18 protein-coding genes are annotated in these 17940 nt (G+C 62.1%); 11 read left to right on the plus strand and 7 right to left on the minus strand.

What is annotated here, in order from left to right; translation table 11 throughout:
• Positions 1-41: 41 nt before the first annotated feature.
• Positions 42-1160 carry a S1C family serine protease gene (locus AB2L51_RS03870; RefSeq protein ID WP_395581111.1) on the minus strand — a complete coding sequence of 373 codons (1119 nt, stop codon included), beginning with the start codon at positions 1158-1160 and terminating at the stop codon, positions 42-44.
• 209 nt (positions 1161-1369) lie between these two features.
• On the opposite strand from AB2L51_RS03870, the gene AB2L51_RS03875 reads away from it, so the two are divergent.
• Both AB2L51_RS03875 and cowN read left to right on the plus strand, forming a co-directional pair.
• Entirely contained in the window at positions 1370-2047 is a 678-nt protein-coding gene (locus AB2L51_RS03875; protein ID WP_395581112.1) for a Crp/Fnr family transcriptional regulator, read from the plus strand.
• 88 nt (positions 2048-2135) lie between these two features.
• Positions 2136-2411, plus strand: coding sequence for a N(2)-fixation sustaining protein CowN (gene cowN / locus AB2L51_RS03880; protein ID WP_395581113.1), 276 nt, complete (start codon positions 2136-2138; stop codon positions 2409-2411).
• Positions 2412-2446: 35 nt separating this feature from the next.
• Here the strand turns inward: cowN and hrpB are convergent, their stop codons facing one another.
• The 6 genes from hrpB to AB2L51_RS03910 form a co-directional block, all read right to left on the minus strand.
• A complete protein-coding gene (gene hrpB, locus AB2L51_RS03885) occupies positions 2447-5026 on the minus strand; it encodes an ATP-dependent helicase HrpB (RefSeq protein WP_395581114.1) in 2580 nt (859 codons plus the stop codon).
• Positions 5027-5131: 105 nt separating this feature from the next.
• Positions 5132-6088: a hypothetical protein gene (locus tag AB2L51_RS03890; RefSeq protein WP_395581115.1), complete on the minus strand. Its 957-nt coding sequence runs from the start codon at positions 6086-6088 to the stop codon at positions 5132-5134.
• A gap of 86 nt (positions 6089-6174) precedes the next feature.
• The gene (gene hslO / locus AB2L51_RS03895) at positions 6175-7143 is read right to left on the minus strand and encodes an Hsp33 family molecular chaperone HslO (RefSeq protein WP_395581116.1); all 969 of its coding nucleotides are present in this window, start codon (positions 7141-7143) and stop codon (positions 6175-6177) included.
• A gap of 89 nt (positions 7144-7232) precedes the next feature.
• Positions 7233-7550, minus strand: coding sequence for a hypothetical protein (locus AB2L51_RS03900; protein ID WP_395581117.1), 318 nt, complete (start codon positions 7548-7550; stop codon positions 7233-7235).
• A 4-nt stretch (positions 7551-7554) separates the two neighbouring features.
• A complete protein-coding gene (gene argF / locus AB2L51_RS03905; protein WP_395581118.1) occupies positions 7555-8553 on the minus strand; it encodes an ornithine carbamoyltransferase in 999 nt (332 codons plus the stop codon).
• Positions 8550-9764 carry an aspartate aminotransferase family protein gene (locus AB2L51_RS03910; RefSeq protein WP_395581119.1) on the minus strand — a complete coding sequence of 405 codons (1215 nt, stop codon included), beginning with the start codon at positions 9762-9764 and terminating at the stop codon, positions 8550-8552. Before AB2L51_RS03910 ends, argF begins: the two co-directional genes overlap by 4 nt.
• Positions 9765-10001: 237 nt before the next feature.
• Here AB2L51_RS03910 and AB2L51_RS03915 point away from each other — a divergent pair, with 237 nt between their 5' ends.
• The 9 genes from AB2L51_RS03915 to lspA all read left to right on the plus strand — a co-directional run bounded on the left by AB2L51_RS03915 (position 10002) and on the right by lspA (position 17930).
• Positions 10002-10658 (plus strand): regulatory protein RecX, encoded by a 657-nt coding sequence (locus AB2L51_RS03915; RefSeq protein ID WP_395581239.1) that lies wholly within the window; start codon positions 10002-10004, stop codon positions 10656-10658.
• Complete coding sequence (locus AB2L51_RS03920) at positions 10655-11113, plus strand: CHAP domain-containing protein (protein ID WP_395581240.1); 459 nt, start codon at positions 10655-10657, stop codon at positions 11111-11113. The genes AB2L51_RS03915 and AB2L51_RS03920 overlap by 4 nt, the downstream gene beginning before the upstream one ends.
• A gap of 127 nt (positions 11114-11240) precedes the next feature.
• A complete protein-coding gene (locus AB2L51_RS03925) occupies positions 11241-11489 on the plus strand; it encodes a twin-arginine translocase TatA/TatE family subunit (protein WP_395581120.1) in 249 nt (82 codons plus the stop codon).
• Positions 11490-11516: 27 nt separating this feature from the next.
• A complete protein-coding gene (locus AB2L51_RS03930; RefSeq protein ID WP_395581121.1) occupies positions 11517-12140 on the plus strand; it encodes a methylthioribulose 1-phosphate dehydratase in 624 nt (207 codons plus the stop codon).
• Positions 12137-12682 carry a 1,2-dihydroxy-3-keto-5-methylthiopentene dioxygenase gene (locus AB2L51_RS03935; RefSeq protein WP_395581122.1) on the plus strand — a complete coding sequence of 182 codons (546 nt, stop codon included), beginning with the start codon at positions 12137-12139 and terminating at the stop codon, positions 12680-12682. Before AB2L51_RS03930 ends, AB2L51_RS03935 begins: the two co-directional genes overlap by 4 nt.
• Before the next feature lie 16 nt (positions 12683-12698).
• Positions 12699-13409: an acireductone synthase gene (gene mtnC / locus AB2L51_RS03940; RefSeq protein WP_395581123.1), complete on the plus strand. Its 711-nt coding sequence runs from the start codon at positions 12699-12701 to the stop codon at positions 13407-13409.
• Between the two features lie 7 nt (positions 13410-13416).
• On the plus strand, positions 13417-14361 hold the full coding sequence (locus AB2L51_RS03945; RefSeq protein ID WP_395581124.1) for a bifunctional riboflavin kinase/FAD synthetase: 945 nt from the start codon (positions 13417-13419) through the stop codon (positions 14359-14361).
• 156 nt (positions 14362-14517) lie between these two features.
• Positions 14518-17436 (plus strand): isoleucine--tRNA ligase, encoded by a 2919-nt coding sequence (gene ileS, locus AB2L51_RS03950; RefSeq protein WP_395581125.1) that lies wholly within the window; start codon positions 14518-14520, stop codon positions 17434-17436.
• Positions 17433-17930: a signal peptidase II gene (gene lspA, locus AB2L51_RS03955; protein WP_395581126.1), complete on the plus strand. Its 498-nt coding sequence runs from the start codon at positions 17433-17435 to the stop codon at positions 17928-17930. The genes ileS and lspA overlap by 4 nt, the downstream gene beginning before the upstream one ends.
• The last annotated feature ends 10 nt before the right edge of the window (positions 17931-17940 follow it).

A 17940-nucleotide genomic window follows, 5' to 3' on the forward strand; every position in this document is an offset into this window, starting at 1 on the left:
TGGTCATGCCCGGTCCTGTGCTGCACGGCCTGATTGCGGGTCTAGTGGAACCCGCCATCCTCTGACAAAGGGCGCAGGCCGACATGTATGGTCAGCGTTTGCGGGCGGGTATTGCGCATGATGGCCAGAGCGGCCTCGCTCCCCGGTCTGGCGGCGGCAATGGCGCGGATCATGGCGCGGGCGGTATCCACATGCTCCCCGTTGAGCATGGTAATAACATCGCCTTTGCGGAGCCCGCCATGTGCTGCGGGGCTGTTGCGGTCCACCTCGGTAACCTTGGCGCCATTATGGGTCAGAACATCATCCAGCGTTGCACCCAGCCAGCCGCGGTCTATGTGCCCGGTCTGGCGCAGGGTCTCCACAATGGGAATGACAATTTCGGACGGAATGGAAAACCCGAGCCCCACAGACCCTCCGGTAGGGGAAACAATGGCGGTATTGAGTGCGACAACCTGCCCGGCAAGGTTAAAGGTCGGGCCGCCGGAATTGCCGGGGTTTATGGGCGCATCAAGCTGCAAAAAGTCATCAAACGGGCTACTTCCTATATCGCGCCCGCGGGCGGAGACTATGCCCGCCGTTACGGAGGACCCCAGACCAAACGGGTTGCCCGCCGCCATAATCCAGTCCCCTACCTGTACCTGTCGGCTATCCCCCCATTCCACATAGGGCAGGGCCTCGGGGCTGGTAATCTTGATAACGGCAATATCCGTCAGCGGGTCCATGCCCACCAGTGTTGCGGTAAACTCCTTGCCACTGACGAGTGAGACGGTAATGGTGTCCGCATCTTCCACCACATGGCCGTTGGTTACGATAAAACCGCTGGGGTCGATCAAAAAGCCGGACCCGGCCTCCAGCAGTTCATCCCCATGATGGCGCATGCGTTCACGGTAACGCCGCTCCAGTGGCGTGCCTTTGACGGAGGAAGGTAGCTTGTGGTGGCTGTCTGCGGCAGAATCATCTCGCGTGACGGCAATATTGACCACCGCGGGCACAACCTTGCGCACAAGTGGGGCAAAGCTGACCGGGCCGGAGGTTACAAGGGGTGTGGCGGGCGCAAAAGATGGCAGCGTGCCAGCCCACGCGTCTCCAGCACACAGTGGGGGTGTGCAGCACAGGTAGACCACGGCCATACAGGGCAGGCCTTGCAACAGTCTGTTCATGAGGTGCGGTGCCTTGGAGCCAAGCATATGAACTTTAGGCCATGTTTGGCGCAGTTGCGCAACCATGCTGCCGGGCCGAAGCCTGTTTTCCTGTTTTTTTTCACGGTGTGGGGTGCAAAGGCGGGTTGAACACGCCTTTCCTCCGGTTGCGGCATACTCATGGGAGAGCGGGTCGGGGATGTGGCATGGTATTTGCGGCTTGGGTCTGAATGATGCCACCACACAGTCCTGCCCACTCCTCTATTTTGGCGCTGCTGGAAACAGAAGGGTCACACCTGCCGCGCGGGGTGTTCCAGAAGGTGGCGTTCGAGCGCGGGCAACTGCTGACGCACCCGGATGATGCGGATTATATTGTTATTATCAAAACAGGATGCATGCGTGCGTTCTGGCTGGCGTTTGATCGGGAGTTGAGTCTTGCCTATCTGCGGCCGGGCGACATGTTCAGCACCCATACACGGTTGCACATGCAGGCGAGTGAACCCACCAGACTTTTTATTGCCCGACGGACAGCCGTGGAGCAGGTGCTGGCGGTCCATCCTGCATTCCAGCAGGCTCTTGTTCATGGTCTGGCAAAAGTGCTGGGCCAGACCATGACCTTGCTGGAAGATCTTGCCTTCCACCATGCCAGAGGGCGGATTGCCCGCTATGTTGTCCGCAGCGCGGCGCAGGCCGGTATTGCATTGCAACCGGGTCAGGTGGTGCCGCTTGCATTGGGTATGGAGGAAATGGCGGCGCTACTGGGTACAACCCGGCAGACTGTTTCCACCGAATTCAATGCCATGATCCGCGAGGGCGCATTTGCGCGCGAACGCCGGGGTTATCTGCGGTTGAGAGATGTCTCCCTGCTTGAAAACTGGGCCAGTGGAGATGGTATAAGGAACACCTGAAAGCGTTTTATGTCGGGCATCTGACAGACAGCGCCTGCGTGGTGTTTCACACTTCCCTTTCCGGTCTGGCAGATATTGGGGGAGAGATATGGCCGAAGAGTTTGATCGTTACGTGAGTTTCAGGAATGTGGAGTGGGAAAGCAGGACCGCCGAGGTGTTTGGCCTGCTGCAGACACATTTTGAGACAGGGAGCAGCCCGTTCTGGGATTACTTTCTCAAACAGCGCAGCATAGCCCATGCGCAGGGGCTGGACGATCTGCGGGTTTTGCATAATTTCCTGCCGACCCTGAAGGATATTCTGGAAGACCTGCAGGATGCACATACGCTGCACAAGCTCGAAGAGCTTGAGGACAGGTGCATGTAAGCCTTGCTGCCTCGTGCTGTTCTGGAAATTTTACTTCAGCTTGGGCGCGGGCGTGGTTTTGCCGGGGCAAGGGCCGGGTTTTCGGGCCAGTCGTGGCGCGGGTAGCGGCCGCGCATGTCCCGCCGCATATCCGCCCATCCGCCTTGCCAGAACCCGCCAAGGTCCGCCGTAATGGCCTGTGGCCGCCCGGCGGGGGAAAGCAGAGCCAGCCGCAGGGGTACCCGCCCGCCTGCCAGCAGAGGCGTTTGTTCCGTGCCATAAAAAACCTGCGCACGGGCCGAGGCCACGGGTACGGGCTGGGTGTAATCCACCTCTGCCCGTCCACCGGGGAAGGAGAGGTGGGTTGGCAGTTCCCGCTCCAGCCACTGGGACTGGGTGTATGTCAGCAGGTTGCGCAGCAGGGTGTGTACATCCAGTTCCTTCATGGCGGCAACGGAGTTGCGGCCCTCCATATAGGGGGCCAGCCAGTCCGCCACAGTCTGCGCCAGAGCCGGGGAGGAAAAATCGGGCCAGACCGGTTCTTCCTCCTGCGTGCTGCCAGCGGAGTCAGGGGGGGTGTGCACGGTCCGGGCCAGAGCAACACGGGCCTGCAACTGCCTGACGGTTTCTGTCCAGTTCAGGGCGTTTTCCATGTTGTCGCGCACATGGACCAGCAGAAGGGCTGCGGCTTCCTCCGGCTTGACCTTTTCGGTTCTGTCCTTGAGCACAAGGCAGCCAATGCGCGTGCGCCTGCGGGCCAGAATATTGCCAGATACGGGGTCGAGCGTGGTTTCAACCTGTTCCTGCGTACGGGCCAGCAGGGTGGAGGGCAGGTCGTTCAGGTCCAGCGGTGCTGCCAGCCGTATTTCGGCTGCGGTACGCAGGTGCAGCCCGGCCACGGCCAGCAGGCGGTGGGGGCTTAGCCCGTCATCACGCCGGAGGCGCGCATTGCTGCCATTGGCCAGCCGGTAGCTGCCCGGTTCGCCCCGGCACAGGGCAATCCGGTCAGGGAACCCGGCTGCCAGCAGGGCGGCGGGGTTGCCCTGTGCGGGCAGGTGCTGGGGCACATTCAACCGGGAGCGGAACCGCTTTGCCGCCAGCCTTATGCGGCTCAGGGCGGCGCGGTCTGCATCGGGGTGGTCCTCGCCAGCAATCAGGTCCAGCCTTAACCCGATATCGGCAGGAGGTGTTATGGGGGGCTTGCCGTGCGCTGCGTGGCGTGGGCGCAAGGGGTCACGCTCTTCAAGCAAAGCGGCAAGGTCGGCTGCCATGGCGGCCTCCTCCCCCGTGCGTGCCGCTAAAAGCATGGCGGCAAGGCGCGGATGTGTACCAAGCTGGGCCATGCGCTTGCCAAGCAGGGTAATATGCCCCGCCTGATCCAGCGCTCCCAGCTGTTCCAGCAACTCCCGCGCGGCGGCAACCGCGCTGCCGGGGGGCTGGTCAGGCAGGGGTAACGGTTCATTTGTTCCAACCGTATCAGCCCACAGGGCTGTGGCCAGAACATAATCTGCCAGATCAGCTTCCAGAATTTCGGGGCGGTCATGCTGGGGCATGGCGCGCTGTGTGCTGGCGCTCCATAGGCAGTAGGCCGTGCCCGGCGCCTCGCGCCCCGCGCGACCTGCCCGCTGGCGTGCCGCCGCTCTGGAAATACGCAGTGTATCCAGACGGGAAAGCCCAGCCCCGGCATCAAACCGCGGCGCGCGGCGGTAACCGCAATCCACCACCACACGGACACCCGGTACGGTCAGCGATGTTTCCGCAATGGATGTGGCCAGAATAACGCGGCGTTCCCCGTTATCAGCCGAGCGCAGCACACGGGCCTGTTCTGCGGGGTGCAACTCCCCATGCAGGGGCAGGACAGTCGCACTTATGCCGTCCAGCAACTGGGCCGTGCGCCGGATTTCCCCCGTGCCGGGCAAAAAGGCCAGAATATCCCCTGTGGTTTCCGCCAGTGCTTGCCGTATGCCCGCAGCCGTGGCGGGAGCTATGTCGCGCAGGGTGGGAATGTCCTTTTTGGTGTGATGGACTTCCAGCGCGAACATGCGACCTTCGCTGGTGAGCACGGGGGCGTTCATCAGGCTGGCCAGCCGTTCGGTTTCGGCGGTGGCGGACATGGCAACAAGCCGCAGGTCGGGCCGCAGGGTCCGTTGCAGGTCCAGACAGAACGCAAGGGCAAGATCCGCTTCTAAGGAACGTTCATGCACCTCGTCCAGAATAACGCAGGCGACATCCTCCAGCATGGGGTCTCCCAGCAGGCGGCGCAGGAACAGTCCTTCGGTCAGCACCTCAATACGGGTGCGGGCAGAAACGGCGCTGTCAATGCGGGTGCGGTAGCCTACAAACCCGCCTGCCTCCTCCCCCATAAGGCTGGCAATGCGCAGGGCGGCTGCGCGGGCGGCCAGCCTGCGGGGTTCGAGCATGATAATCCGTCCGCTCTCGCTCCGCCACGCGCTGGCTGCCAGCACGGGGGGAATGGAGGTGGTTTTGCCTGCCCCCGGAGGTGCTACCACAATGGCGCTGGCCGGGCGCTCGGCTGTGGGTTCTGCTGCCAGAACCGCGCGGAGCTGGGGGAGAATCTCCTTGACCGGCAGTCCGTTTGCAATGTCATCAGGGTCGGGAAAAAGGGTCTGGGGCATCGTGCCGCCTTTTATGTTGCTCTGGCGGGCTGGCTGCACGGTTGCTCACATCCCCCATGACCTCTGCGGTGCATGGGGGCAGGCCAGATGCCGGTGGAGCCGGAGTTAGCGTGTTTTTTTGCTGGCGGGCAGGGTTAAAAAACCCGCTTTGGGGGAAAGGGCTTTAGCCGGAGCCGGAGTGTCTTCCACGCCTGCGGGGAAGATGACGCTGGGTTCACTCTCCTGTGGCGCTGCCGGTGCCGGTGTGGGCGCTGGCATGGTGGGGACCGCCGCGCTGGATGAGGTGCCTGTGCTGGCGGTGTCCACACCCGCATTTGCGGAGGTGGCCCCCGTGGATGGCAGTTCGGTCAGGCTTCTGGTGTCAGACATCGTGCCTGCCGCAGGGGAGGGTACGGCAGGAGAGAGCGCCTCAGGGGAAGGAGCCGCAGGGGGCGTGGCATCGGGCGCGCCAGTCAGGGGCTGGGTCTGGATGGCGTTGTTCATGGGGGTGCCCCCCGCATCCACCAGCCATTTGTTCAGGGAATGCCGGATCTGGTACTCGAATTCGACATTGATGGTCTGCATCATGTCTTTTGTAATTTCGTACAGGTTGGCCGGGCTTTCCACAGTCTGCGAAGGATCGGGGTGGAGGGTCTGGGTCGCCTGTGCGGAGGCGGTGGCCACGCGCCTGCCTTCGGGGTTGAGGATGTCCAGATGAATATCCATCTGCCCGTCCAGCGTGCCGCCGGGCTGATGCAGGATAAATGCACGGTCAATCACAAAATGGGCGGTGCTGGTGGCTGTCGCATTACCCGTTGCGATCAGCCGGTCTGCCGCCATCTGCCGTAGCGTGTGGTCGGGCGGAGAGGGGGATTTGTAACCGATATCCCCCGGCTCGGGGTTAGCTACAGAATTGTCCACCACATCCAGCGTGGCCACGTTCAGGTGAATCTGGCCCAGATAATCATAGCTCAGCGGTGCAAACCGGGTTGGCTGGGGCTGGTCCGCACACCCGGCAAGTGCTGCTGGCAGAACAAAAGCGGCAACCAGATGGGAAAGGCGCATACGGGGGAACGGCATCATGCACAACCTCTTGAACAGCCGACTGAAATAAGCCAACGCGGGCCCCGGCATGGGGCTGCGTCAACCGTGTGTTACGGGCAGGGCGCTCAGCTTGTAGCGGAGGCGATGTCCCTGCGTGGAAAATGAAAATCCTTGTTACAGAACTCGCAGGTCATAACGATGGTGTCATTGTTCACGCACATGTGGTCCAGATCATCTTCGGGGAAGTGCTGGAGCACCTCTACCAGCCGTGCGCGCGAGCAGCGGCAGCCAAACGCCAGAGCGCGGGACTGGCTGACACGCAGATCTTCCTCATGGAACAGGCGGTGCAGAAGCTGGGGGGCGGGCAGGGTGTCATCGAGCAGTTCGCCCACGCTGAGCGTGGTTGCCAGAATGGTCGCTGTCTCCCATGCTGTGTCGTCATGGGTTGTGCCGTCAGGCGTGGTCAGTTCGGCTTCGGCCGTGCCACCTTCCCCCGCAATGCGTTCAAGCACGAGCGCGCCAGAGCGCCAGCCCGCATCGGTCATTTTGCACGCCAGCATGATCCAGCAGGCATGCTGCTCGCTGGTGGCAAAGTAATGGGTGGCCATGGCGGACAGGTCATCCCCCGCAATTTCCACAATACCCTGATGGCGCTCCATGTCCGCCCCCTGGTCAACAGTCAGGGCAAGGTAGCCATTCCCCAGCAGTTCCCTGTCCGTGGGGGTGGGGTTCCGGGCCAGCAGGGCGTTCAGTGCGTCTTCATCCGGGCGGGCATAAAAGCGCAGGGCGCCATCATGCGTGCAGTCTGCCACCATCATGGAAACCGGGCCATCGCCCTTGATCTGGAGGGAGAATGACCCCTGAAACTTAAGGGCGGAGGCCAGTGCCGCCACCAGAGCCAGCGCCTTGCCTGCTAAGGCGGTAACCTGATCGGGGTTGTCATGGCGGGTCAGCATGGCGTCGGCCAGCACGCCAAGGCGGATCAGCCGCCCACGGACAGGACGGCCTGCCAGATAGAAGGGCGTTACACCGCCCGGAACCACCAGACCGGGCACATCGGGGCGGTCACGGTCGAGAAAAGCCGGTTTTTCCATAAAAACGTTCTATCCTGCCAACATAAACATCAAGGTCCCGCCTCTTCCTGCCACAGGGTGGGGCCTGCGGCAGGGAGCATAAGGGTGGCTCAGACCTGAGCGGAAATATCCAGTTCGAGTTTTTCAAGCTGCTGTTCAAGCGTGCGGGCCGCATCGGCGGGCAGGCCCAGCGTGTCGGCCAGAGCGCGCAGAATGCCCTTGCGGCAGGCGTCGTGCTCCATGTCCAGATCACCCGCGCGGCCACATCCGGCCAGACAGTCCAGATACGACGCGCGCAAAGGGGCCAGCTTATCCGCAGTAAAGGGAAGGGTGGCCAGAATGGAGTCCAGTGCCGGTTCAACCCAGCCGGGAACGGAGGGTGTTTCTTCCGTTGTTGTGGGGGTTACGGGTTTTTCCGTATCGCACATATGCTTATTCCTTGCCAAAGGAGGTCCAGTTCGCCCCCCCCATTGTCCATGCCAGAATGCCCTTCTGGGCGTGCAGGCGGTTTTCGGCTTCGTCAAACACAACGGAATGAGGGCCTTCAAACACATCCTGCGTGACTTCCTCCCCAATATGGGCAGGCAGGCAGTGCATGAACAGGGCGTCGGGGGCTGCCAGCGCCATCAATTTTGCATCCACACGGTAAGGTTCGAGCCGCGTCATGCGGGAAGCCGCTTCCTCGTGCGAGTCGGACATGCTGACCCACGTGTCTGTTACAATGCAGTCCGCCTTTTCCACCGCAGCGCGGGGGTCTTCCATCCATTCCACATCGCCGCCTTCCTGTCGGGCCCAGTCCAGTACGGCCTGTGGGGGCTTCATTTTGGCGGGTGTTGCCGCACGAAGCTTGAAGCCAAAGCGCACAGCCCCTTCGATCAGGGAGACCAGAACGTTGTTGCCGTCTCCCGTCCAGGCAAACGTGCGGCCACGCACGGGGCCGCGATGTTCCTCAAACGTCATGATGTCGGCCAGAATCTGCACTGGGTGGGAGTGCGGGGTCAGCCCGTTAATGACCGGGCTTGTGCTCCAGCGTGCCAGTTCGTGCAGGTTTGTGGTGGTGCCCGTCCGCAGCACAATGGCATCCACAAAGCGGGAGAGCACACGGGCTGTATCGGCCAGTGTTTCCCCCCGCCCGATCTGCATGTCCTGCGGGCTGAGCACAACGGCATCCCCCCCAAGCTGGCGCATGCCCACTTCAAAGGATACGCGGGTACGGGTGGAGGGCTTGGAGAGGATAAGCCCAAGCTGCCGCCCCGCCAGAGGCTGGCGGGGGTGGAGCGGAAAGCGGCGGTTCTGCTGCATCCGCTTCATGCTGCTGGCAACGTCCAGAATCTGGCGCAGGGTTGCCCCGTCCAGATCCCTGAGGTCGAGGAAGTGGCGGAGCCCCGTCTGCACCGGCGTAATGGAGGAGGTGGAAAGAGCCGCGCTCATGGGGTTGTCTCCAGAACTGTCTTGTTTTTGTGATCAGGATGGGCGCGCAGCGTTGTGACGGCCTGCACCAGCATGGCTACAGCCTTGCGGCAGTCTTCTTCCGTTACGGTCAGCGGCGGTACAAGGCGCAGGACGTTGTCCCCCGCTGTAACGCACAGGAGCCCTGCATTCTGGGCAGCGGCCTGAACATCGCCCACTGCGGGCACGCAGCGCAGGCCGATCAGCAGGCCAAGGCCACGGCGCTGTTCAAACACGTCGGGCGCATCGGCCACCAGACTGTCCAGCAGTTCGTCCAGCAGGGCGGCGCGGGCGCAGACCTGATCCATAAAGCCGGGGGCGAGCAGCACGTCCAGCACCGCGTTGGCGGCAGCACAGGCCAGCGGGTTGCCGCCAAAGGTGGTGCCGTGCGTGCCTGCGGTCATGGCTTTGGCCACAGTCTCGGTCGCCAGAATGGCCCCGATGGGAAACCCCCCGCCAAGCCCCTTGGCCGTGCTCATGACATCGGGTGTAATACCTGCCCACTGGTGGGCAAACAGACGGCCTGTACGGCCAACACCGCTTTGCACCTCATCAAGGGCAAGCAGCACGCCTGTCTGGTCGCACAGGGCGCGCAGGGCGCGCAGATATTCCACGCTGGCGCGCTTGATGCCGCTTTCCCCCTGAATGGGCTCCAGCATTACCGCTGCGGTGCGCGGGGTAATGGCGGCCTTTACGGCTTCAAGGTCATTAAAGGGTACATGCACAAAGTCAGTAACCGGCGTGCCAAACCCTTCCAGATATTTCGGGTTGCCGGTGGCGGAAAGCATGGCCAGTGTCCGGCCATGGAATGCACCATCCATGCAGATGATCTGGGTCCGCTCGGGGTGGCCTGCCAGCATCTGGGCGCGGCGGGCCATCTTGACCATGCCTTCGTTGGCTTCCGCGCCGGAATTGCAGAAGAACACGCTATCGGCAAATGTGTTGGCCACAAGCCGTTCGGCCAGTTTTTCCGCCTGCGGAATGCGGAACAGGTTGGACACATGCATAACCCGCCCGGCCTGCTGGCTTATGGTTTCCACCAGATGCGGGTGCGCGTGACCAATGGAGCAGGTGGCAATGCCCGCCGCAAAGTCCAGGAATCGTCGCCCGTCCGATGCGTACAGCCAGGAGCCTTCGCCCCGCTCAAAGGCGAGGTCGGCACGCTTATAGGTCGGCATCAGGGGAGGAATCATGGAATCCGGTCTTTACGTTGGTGGTTATCAAACCTGAATGAGGGAATCTGGAACAGCGCAAAACAGAAAACGCCCGCTACCGTACAAGGGTGAAGCGGGTGGCCCGTTGCGCATGGCAGCATAATGCCGTGTTCATGTTGCGGGTGTCAAACTTCTGTATTGAATACTTTGCATATCAAGTATGCAGCATGGCAATTTAAGCGCGAGCGCGGAGTGGCGCAAAGGTGCGACATGGGCATACTATCTTCCGTAATGGACAAGACCGTGCCTCCTTCTTTTGCCTGCCCGCCTCCGCAGCGTTCCACTCTGCGGGAGGCCGCCTTGGCGCATCTGGCCCGGTTTGGCACGACCCGGCAGGGGCTGGAGCAGGTTCTGCTGCGCCGCGTTGCCCGCTGGGTACAAAAAGCCCAGAGGGCAGGGGACTGCGCGGAGAGCGTGGCAGAACACGCTGCCGGGCTGCACCCCGTTGTGAGCGCAGTGGTGGACGATATGGTGCGCCTTGGTGCGGTGGATGATGCGGTGTTTGCCCGTTCCCGCGTGCGCAGGCTTGTGCGCTCGGGGCGTTCGGCCCGTGCGGTGCAGGCGCATCTGGCCGCAAAAGGTGTGGCGCCACAGGTGCGCGATGAAGCGCTGGATATGGCCGTAGGCAGCCTGAGTGCAGCCGAGCAGGAGCTCTGTGCCGCACTGGTGCTGGCGCGCAAGCGCAGGCTTGGCCCCTTTGCCACCGAACCCGCCACGGAAGATGAGGACGATGCCACAGGCATGGCCCGGCGGAACAGGGCGCTGGGTGTGCTCGCCCGGGCGGGCTTTGCGCGCGATGTGGCCCAGCGTGTGCTGGAAATGCAGCACGAGGAAGCGGAGGAGTGGATGGACCGCCTGAGGGCCGAGTCGTGAAGGCGGGCTGGTCATGCCTTGCCCTGCTGCCGCTGCTGGCGGCCTGTGCTGGGGGCGGCAACTGGCATGGAGCCGTGCAGTGTGCGCCCTATGCGCGGGAACATTCGGACATCAACCTGCGCGGAGATGCCGCAGCATGGTGGTGGGAGGCGCGGGGGCAGTACGCGCGCGCCTCCAGCCCCAGAGCGGGGGATGTGCTTGTGTTCCGCTCCACCCGCAGGCTGCCTTCGGGCCATGTTTCGGTGGTCAGGGAGGTGCGGAGCAGCCGTCTGGTGCTGGTGGACCACGCCAACTGGGAGCCGGGTGAGGTCACACGCCACGCCCCGGTACAGGACGTGTCCCCCCGTAATGACTGGACACGTGTGCGCGTGTGGTGGTCCCCCACACATGCCTATGGCAAGACGGTTTACCCAACCTACGGATTTATAGAACCGTATGCCCCCGGAAATAGCTGAGCAGGGTGTTTGCGCGGGGTTAAAAAGGAAAAACTTGCATCACGGCGTGTTCGCCCTCATGTACAAGACCAATTACGGCAAGCAGACTGGCCGCATGTGCGCGCCATCGGGTTTAAGGAAGAGTGGAATGGGCAGCTTGAGCATCTGGCACTGGCTTATTGTTCTGGTGGTCGTGCTGGTGTTGTTTGGTGGTGGCGGCAAGATCAGCACCATCATGGGGGATATGGCCAAGGGCATAAAATCCTTCAAGAAACACATGGCCGATGACGAACCGATGGATGACGCCCCCCGTGCGGGCTCCGGCCATATTGCGCCTCCCCCTGCCGCTGCTACCGAGCGTACCGCCGCCCCGGCAGACAAGACCCCCCAGCCCTGACCAACGCCGAGGAAGGCCAGCAGTATCATGACGGATAACGCCACCACGGATTTTATCCGCGGCGCGCAGGATATTGTGCATGCGGGGCAGCGGCTGGATGCGCGCGGCTGGGTGCCCGCCACGGCAGGTAACATCAGTTGCAGGCTGCCCGACGGGCGCATCGCCATTACACGCTCTGGCTGCCACAAGGGTTTTTTAACCCTGAATGACGTGATTACCGTGGATCTGGCGGGCCAGCCCCACCAGCCGGATAACAGACCGAGTGCGGAAACACTTCTGCACTGTCAGGTTTACCGCCTGCTGCCCGATGTAGGGGCCGTGCTGCACGGTCATTCCGTTGCGTCCACCGTTCTGTCCATGACCGAACCTTCCCCAGCCCTTGTTGTGGAGGGGTACGAGGTTCAGAAAGTGTTTGAGGGGCAGGACACGCATGATGCGGCAGTGCGCATACCGCTTTTTGCCAATGATCAGGATATTGCCCGTCTGGCGCGTGAGGTAGAGCCGTTTTTTGCCGACATGCCCGCAGGCTACATTATTCGTGGCCATGGTGTGTATGTATGGGGCAGGGACATGGCCGCAGCCCTTGCCCGGCTGGAAGGGCTGGAGTTCCTGCTCGCCTGTGTTCTGGAAAGAAGGAAGCTGGGTATATGAGCAGCCTGAGTGTGTTTGAGGATACCGGCCCCGGCGTGCCCCTGTTGCAGACGCACGACGCAGCGGAAATTGCCGCGGCCCTTGCCCCGTTTGGCATCCGCTTTGAGCGGTGGGATGCCGTGCAGCCCCCGCCCAGGGATGCGGATGAAGCCACCGTGCTGGCAACCTACCGCCCCTGGCTGGACAGGCTGATGGGGGAAACCGGGGCAGGCTCGGCCGATGTGCTGCGCGTAAACGCCCAGACTCCCAATAAGGAAGCCCTGCGCAGCAGGTTTCTGGCTGAACATACGCATAGTGAGGATGAGGTAAGGTTTTTTGTGCATGGGGGCGGTCACTTCCTCATGCACATCAAGGACCGGGTGTATGACGTGGAATGTACGCAGGGAGACCTGATTTCCGTGCCGGAAGGGTATAAGCACTGGTTTGATGCAGGCCCGCAGCCCGATATGGTGACCCTGCGCATCTTTACCCATAAGGAAGGCTGGGTGGCCCAGTACACGGGGGCGGATATTGCCCTCCAGTTTCCCTCCTTTTCCAGCTAGGCAAGAGTTCAGGATCATGATTCAGAATACGGGCCTGAGCACGCCGCGCGTGGTGCTGCTGGATATTGAAGGCACCACCCTGCCTGTGGCTTTTGTGCACAAAGTCCTCTTTCCTTACGCGCGCAAACACCTGCCTGCGCTGCTTGCCCGGCACGATAACCCCGTGGTGGCGCAGGCACTGGCCCAGACGGCGGAACTGGCCCCCGGTGTGCCTGCCGCCGAACAGCTTGAACGCTGGATGGATACGGACGCCAAGGTCGCCCCCCTTAAAAGCCTGCAGGGATTATGCTGGGAACAGGGCTACCGCGAGGGCGAACTGGTGGCCGACCTCTACCCCGATGTTGTGCCGACCCTAAAGGCATGGAAAGCAGCCGGGCTGACACTGGCCGTGTATTCCTCCGGCTCTCAGGCCGCGCAGAAGCTGATTTACGGCTACACGGAGCAGGGTGACGTCACGCCCCTGTTCAGCGCGTTCTTTGATCTGGAAATGGGGGGCAAGAGAGAGAGCGCCAGCTACAGCGCCATTGTGCGCAAGGCTGGCTGGGCTCCGGCGGATGTGCTGTTCCTGTCCGATGTGGTGGCCGAGCTGGAAGCCGCCGAACAGGCCGGGTTGCAGGTCTGCCAGATTGCCCGCCCCGAGGACAGAACGGTACCCGGTGTCCGCCACCGTGTTGCGGCCTCCCTGCAGCAGGCCGCCAGCCTGTTTGGTCTGCCCGAAGGAGCGTAATGGGTCGATGACAATCAGCCTGCACACCAACTGGCGGAACATTCCCGCAGAAGCCTATGGCTGCGCTGCGGCGCTGGGTAATTTTGATGGTGTGCATCTTGGTCATGCCCATCTGCTCCGGTCCGTTTTTGCTGCACGGCCGGACCTGCCGCCTGCCGTTGTAACCTTTGAGCCGCATCCGCGCGAACTCTTCCGCCCGCAGGACCCGCCATTCCGGCTGACCCTGAGCACCGAGCGGCTGGCCGCGCTGCGCGCACTGGGTGTGCGTCACGTGTTCCAGATCGGGTTTGACAAGACCTTTTCCGAACTGGGTGCTGAGCAGTTTGTGGAAGATGTGCTGCACAACGCCCTGCGCCTGCACCATGTTGGCTGCGGCCCGGACTTTGCCTTCGGGCACCGCCGGAGGGGCAATGTGGCGTTTCTGGCTGAACGGACCCACCAGCTGGGCATGGGCTTTACTGCCGTGCAGGCGCTGGCTGATCAGGGCGGGCCTTTTTCCTCCACCCGTATCCGCCGCCTGTTGCAGGATGGTTATCCGGAGGAAGCCGCCAGGGAGCTTGGGCGACTGTGGTGTATTCGCGGCGTTGTCCAGCACGGGGACAAGCGCGGCAGGTTGCTGGGCTTCCCCACCGCCAATATTCCACTTGGCCGCCACCTTGAACCCGCGCGGGGTGTGTATGCGGTAACCATCCGCCTGCCAGATGGGAGAACACACCGTGGTGTGGCCAATATCGGCCGCCGCCCGACCATCAATGACGGGCAGGAAAGCAGGCTGGAAGCCCATCTGTTTGACTTTGAGGGCGACCTGTACGGGCAGGAACTTTCGGTTTCGCTCCATGCCCTGCTGCGTGAGGAAAAACGCTTTGACGGGCTGGATGCCCTTAAAGCCCAGATCGCGCAGGATGCCACGCAGGCCCGGCTGGTGCTGGACGCGCAACCCACCCCAAGTTAGGCCCACTGGCATGGTCGGTGGCCATGTTGGGCGTGCAGCCCGGTTTGGCGCTTGACCCTGCGCTTTTCCTTTTTGATAAGACAGTAACGCCCAAGGTGGCGTGGGGGCCAAAAGCCCGCACGGCATGAACCCGAACCGAAGTGACCTCAGCCTCCCATGACCTCATCGAGCAGCGAACCCGACAAGACAACCCTGGCCGACCAGTATCGCAATACGGTGTTTCTGCCACGGACCTCTTTTCCCATGCGTGGCAACCTGCCCCAGCAGGAGCCTCAATGGCTTGAAAAGTGGCGCGAAAGCGGGCTGGATGAACGGCTGAAGCAGCAGGCGGAAGGCCGCCCGGTCTTTACCCTGCACGATGGTCCGCCCTACGCTAACGGGCACCTGCACATTGGTCATGCGCTTAACAAAATCAACAAGGATGTCATCAACCGTGCGCACCGCATGGCGGGTTACGCGGTGCGTTACGTGCCGGGCTGGGACTGCCACGGCCTGCCGATTGAATGGAAGGTGGAGGAAGAGTACCGCAAGGCCAAGCGGGACAAGGATTCCGTGCCTGTGCTGGAGTTTCGCGCCGAATGCCGCAACTATGCAGGCAACTGGCTGAACATCCAGATGGAGGAGTTCCAGCGTCTGGGTGTGCAGGCCGAATGGCGCAACCGTTATGCCACCATGGATTTTTCCTCCGAGGCGGCCATTGTGGAGGAAATCGGGCGTTTTCTGCTGAACGGCAAGCTGTACCGTGGCCTGCGCCCGGTCATGTGGAGCCCGGTGGAAAAAACCGCGCTGGCTGAAGCCGAAATCGAATATCACAACCACACTTCCACCACCATTCTGGTCGCGTTCCCCGTGGTCAGGGACCCCACGCCCGCCCATGCGCTGGCAGATGTGTCCGTGGTTATCTGGACCACAACGCCGTGGACCATTCCGGGTAACCGCGCTCTGGCTTACGGGCCGGAGATCACATACGTGGTCCTGCGTGTGGACGAAACGGGCGAGGGCGCTCTGCTCGAACCCGGTGCCCGTGTGCTGGTGGCCGAAGTCCTTGTGGAGTCCTTCTGCGCCCAAGCGCATGTGACGGCGCACCACATTCTCTATACCCTGCCCGGCAGTGCGCTGGCAGGTGCGGTATGCGCCCATCCGCTGCGTGGCGCAGGGTATGATTTTGACGTGCCCATGCTGGCTGGTGAATTTGTAACCACCGATGCGGGGACCGGCCTTGTCCATCAGGCTCCCGCACATGGTGAGGACGACTTCATGCTCTGCCGCGCCAATGGCGTGGATGTGCCTGAAACCGTGCAGGATGATGGCACATACGCACCATGGGTGCCCGGTTTTGCCGGTGTGCATGTGTTCAAGGCGGCAGATGTGGTCTGCTCCACGCTGGCAAGCGTGATGGAGCGGGCCAATGCGGCGGGCACGCCCCCCGCAGGGTTGGTCGGGCGCGGGCAGATCGTGCATTCCTACCCCCATTCGTGGCGTTCACGCGCACCGATTATCTATCGGGCCACGCCGCAATGGTTCATCCGCATGGACGGGGAAAACGCGCTGCGTGAAAACGCACTCAAAGCGCTGGAAAACGTAACCTTTGTGCCCGCACAGGCCCGCAACCGCCTGACCTCCATGATCCGCACCCGCCCGGACTGGTGCATCAGCCGCCAGCGCGCATGGGGTGTGCCCATTGCCGTGTTCGTGGAAAAACGCACAGGCGAGGTGCTGCGCGACCCAGCCGTTATGCAGCGCGTGGTGGATGCCTTCCGCTCCGATGGGGCAGATGCCTGGTACACCTCCGAGCCTGCCCGTTTTCTGGGTGAAGGCCGCAACCCCGATGAGTACGAACAGGTGTTCGACATCGTGGATGTCTGGTTTGAAAGTGGCTCGACCCACGCCTTTGTGCTGGGGCGTCCGGGGCTGAGCTTTCCCGCAGACCTGTATCTGGAAGGTTCGGACCAGCATCGTGGCTGGTTCCAGTCTTCCCTGCTCGAAAGTGTGGGCACGCGGGGTATCTCACCCTACAAGGCGCTGGTGACCAACGGTTTTGTTCTGGATGAGCAGGGCCGCAAGATGTCCAAGTCCCTCGGCAACGTGATTGCCCCGCAGGATGTGAATGACAGCATGGGCGCAGACGTCCTGCGCCTGTGGGTCATGAATTCCGACACCAATGACGACCTGCGGATTGGCAAGGAAATTCTTAAGCAGCAGGGCGAGCTGTACCGCCGCCTGCGCAACACACTGCGCTGGCTGCTGGGTGGGCTGGACGGGTTTACGGATGCAGAAGTGCTGCCCTATGCCGAACTGCCAGAGCTGGAACGCTGGGTTCTGCACCGTCTGAGCGAACTGGGCGGGCTGGTGGCCCGTGCGGTGGAAACGCATGAATGGGTTGGTGTTTACCCCGCCCTGCATGGCTTTTGCACAACGGACCTGTCGGCGTTCTATTTCGATATCCGCAAGGACGCGCTGTACTGCGATGCACCGTCTTCCTCCACGCGCCGTGCGGTGCGTACGGTGCTGGATGTGCTGCACCGCTGCCTGAGCACGTGGCTGGCCCCCGTGCTGGTCTTTACGGCGGAAGAAGCATGGACCGCCCGTTTTGGCGATCAGGCCAGCGTGCACGAGCAGGCCTTTCCCGACCTGCCGGTGGAATGGACCGACACGGCACTGGAGGAGCGCTGGGCGCGTATTCGCTCCGTGCGCCGGATTATCACGACCGAGATCGAGGGGGCACGCCGTGCGGGCACCATTGGCTCTTCGTTGCAGGCACAGGTTGAACTGACTTTTTCGGAAGAGGAAGCCAGCATTTTTGCCGGTGTCAACTGGAGCGAACTGGCCATTGTCTCCCACGTGGAGGTGGTGATCGACCCCACATCTTCCTCCGTTTATGTGGACGGGGATGAAGGGGGAACCCTGCATGGTGCGCCCGTGGTCCGGGTGGCGGAGGGCGAAAAATGCGCGCGCTGCTGGAAGGTCCTGCCAGAAACCGGGTCGAATCCGGCATATGCTGGTGTGTGCCCACGCTGTGCGGATGTTGTGGCCCAGAGCGGCTTTGTCTGCGCATCCGTGCAGGAGGGTGCATGAAAAAGCCGTTCATGCTCCGACCCGCAGGAATTGGCCTGCTTGTGCTGATGCTGGTTCTCTCTGCGGACCAGCTGAGCAAGTTCTGGATTTTATATGGGCTGGACTTGCCAGACCGTGGTTCTGTCAGGGTCTTGCCGTTCCTTAACTTTACCATGGTCTGGAACCACGCCGTAACATTTGGCATGTTTGGCGGGCTGGGTGGGGCCGGGCGGATTGTGTTTTCAGTGGTGGCAATGGTAGTAGCGTGTTGTCTGCTGGTGTGGATGGCCAGAACCTCCAGCTGGGTGACAGCAGCCTGCGTGGGTGCGGTGACCGGGGGCGCCATAGGCAACGTGATTGACCGTGTGCGTTACGGGGCCGTGGTGGATTTTTTGCATGCCCATGCATTCGGTTGGTCTTGGTATGTGTTCAATGTGGCTGACTCCGCTATAGTGTGCGCAGTATGCGTATTGCTGTTGCAGAATTTTCTGTCTGACGGACAGCAGACATCTTAGGCATTAGGCA

This window comes from Acetobacter fabarum (assembly GCF_040702925.2).
Classification (GTDB): Bacteria; Pseudomonadota; Alphaproteobacteria; order Acetobacterales; family Acetobacteraceae; genus Acetobacter; species Acetobacter fabarum_B.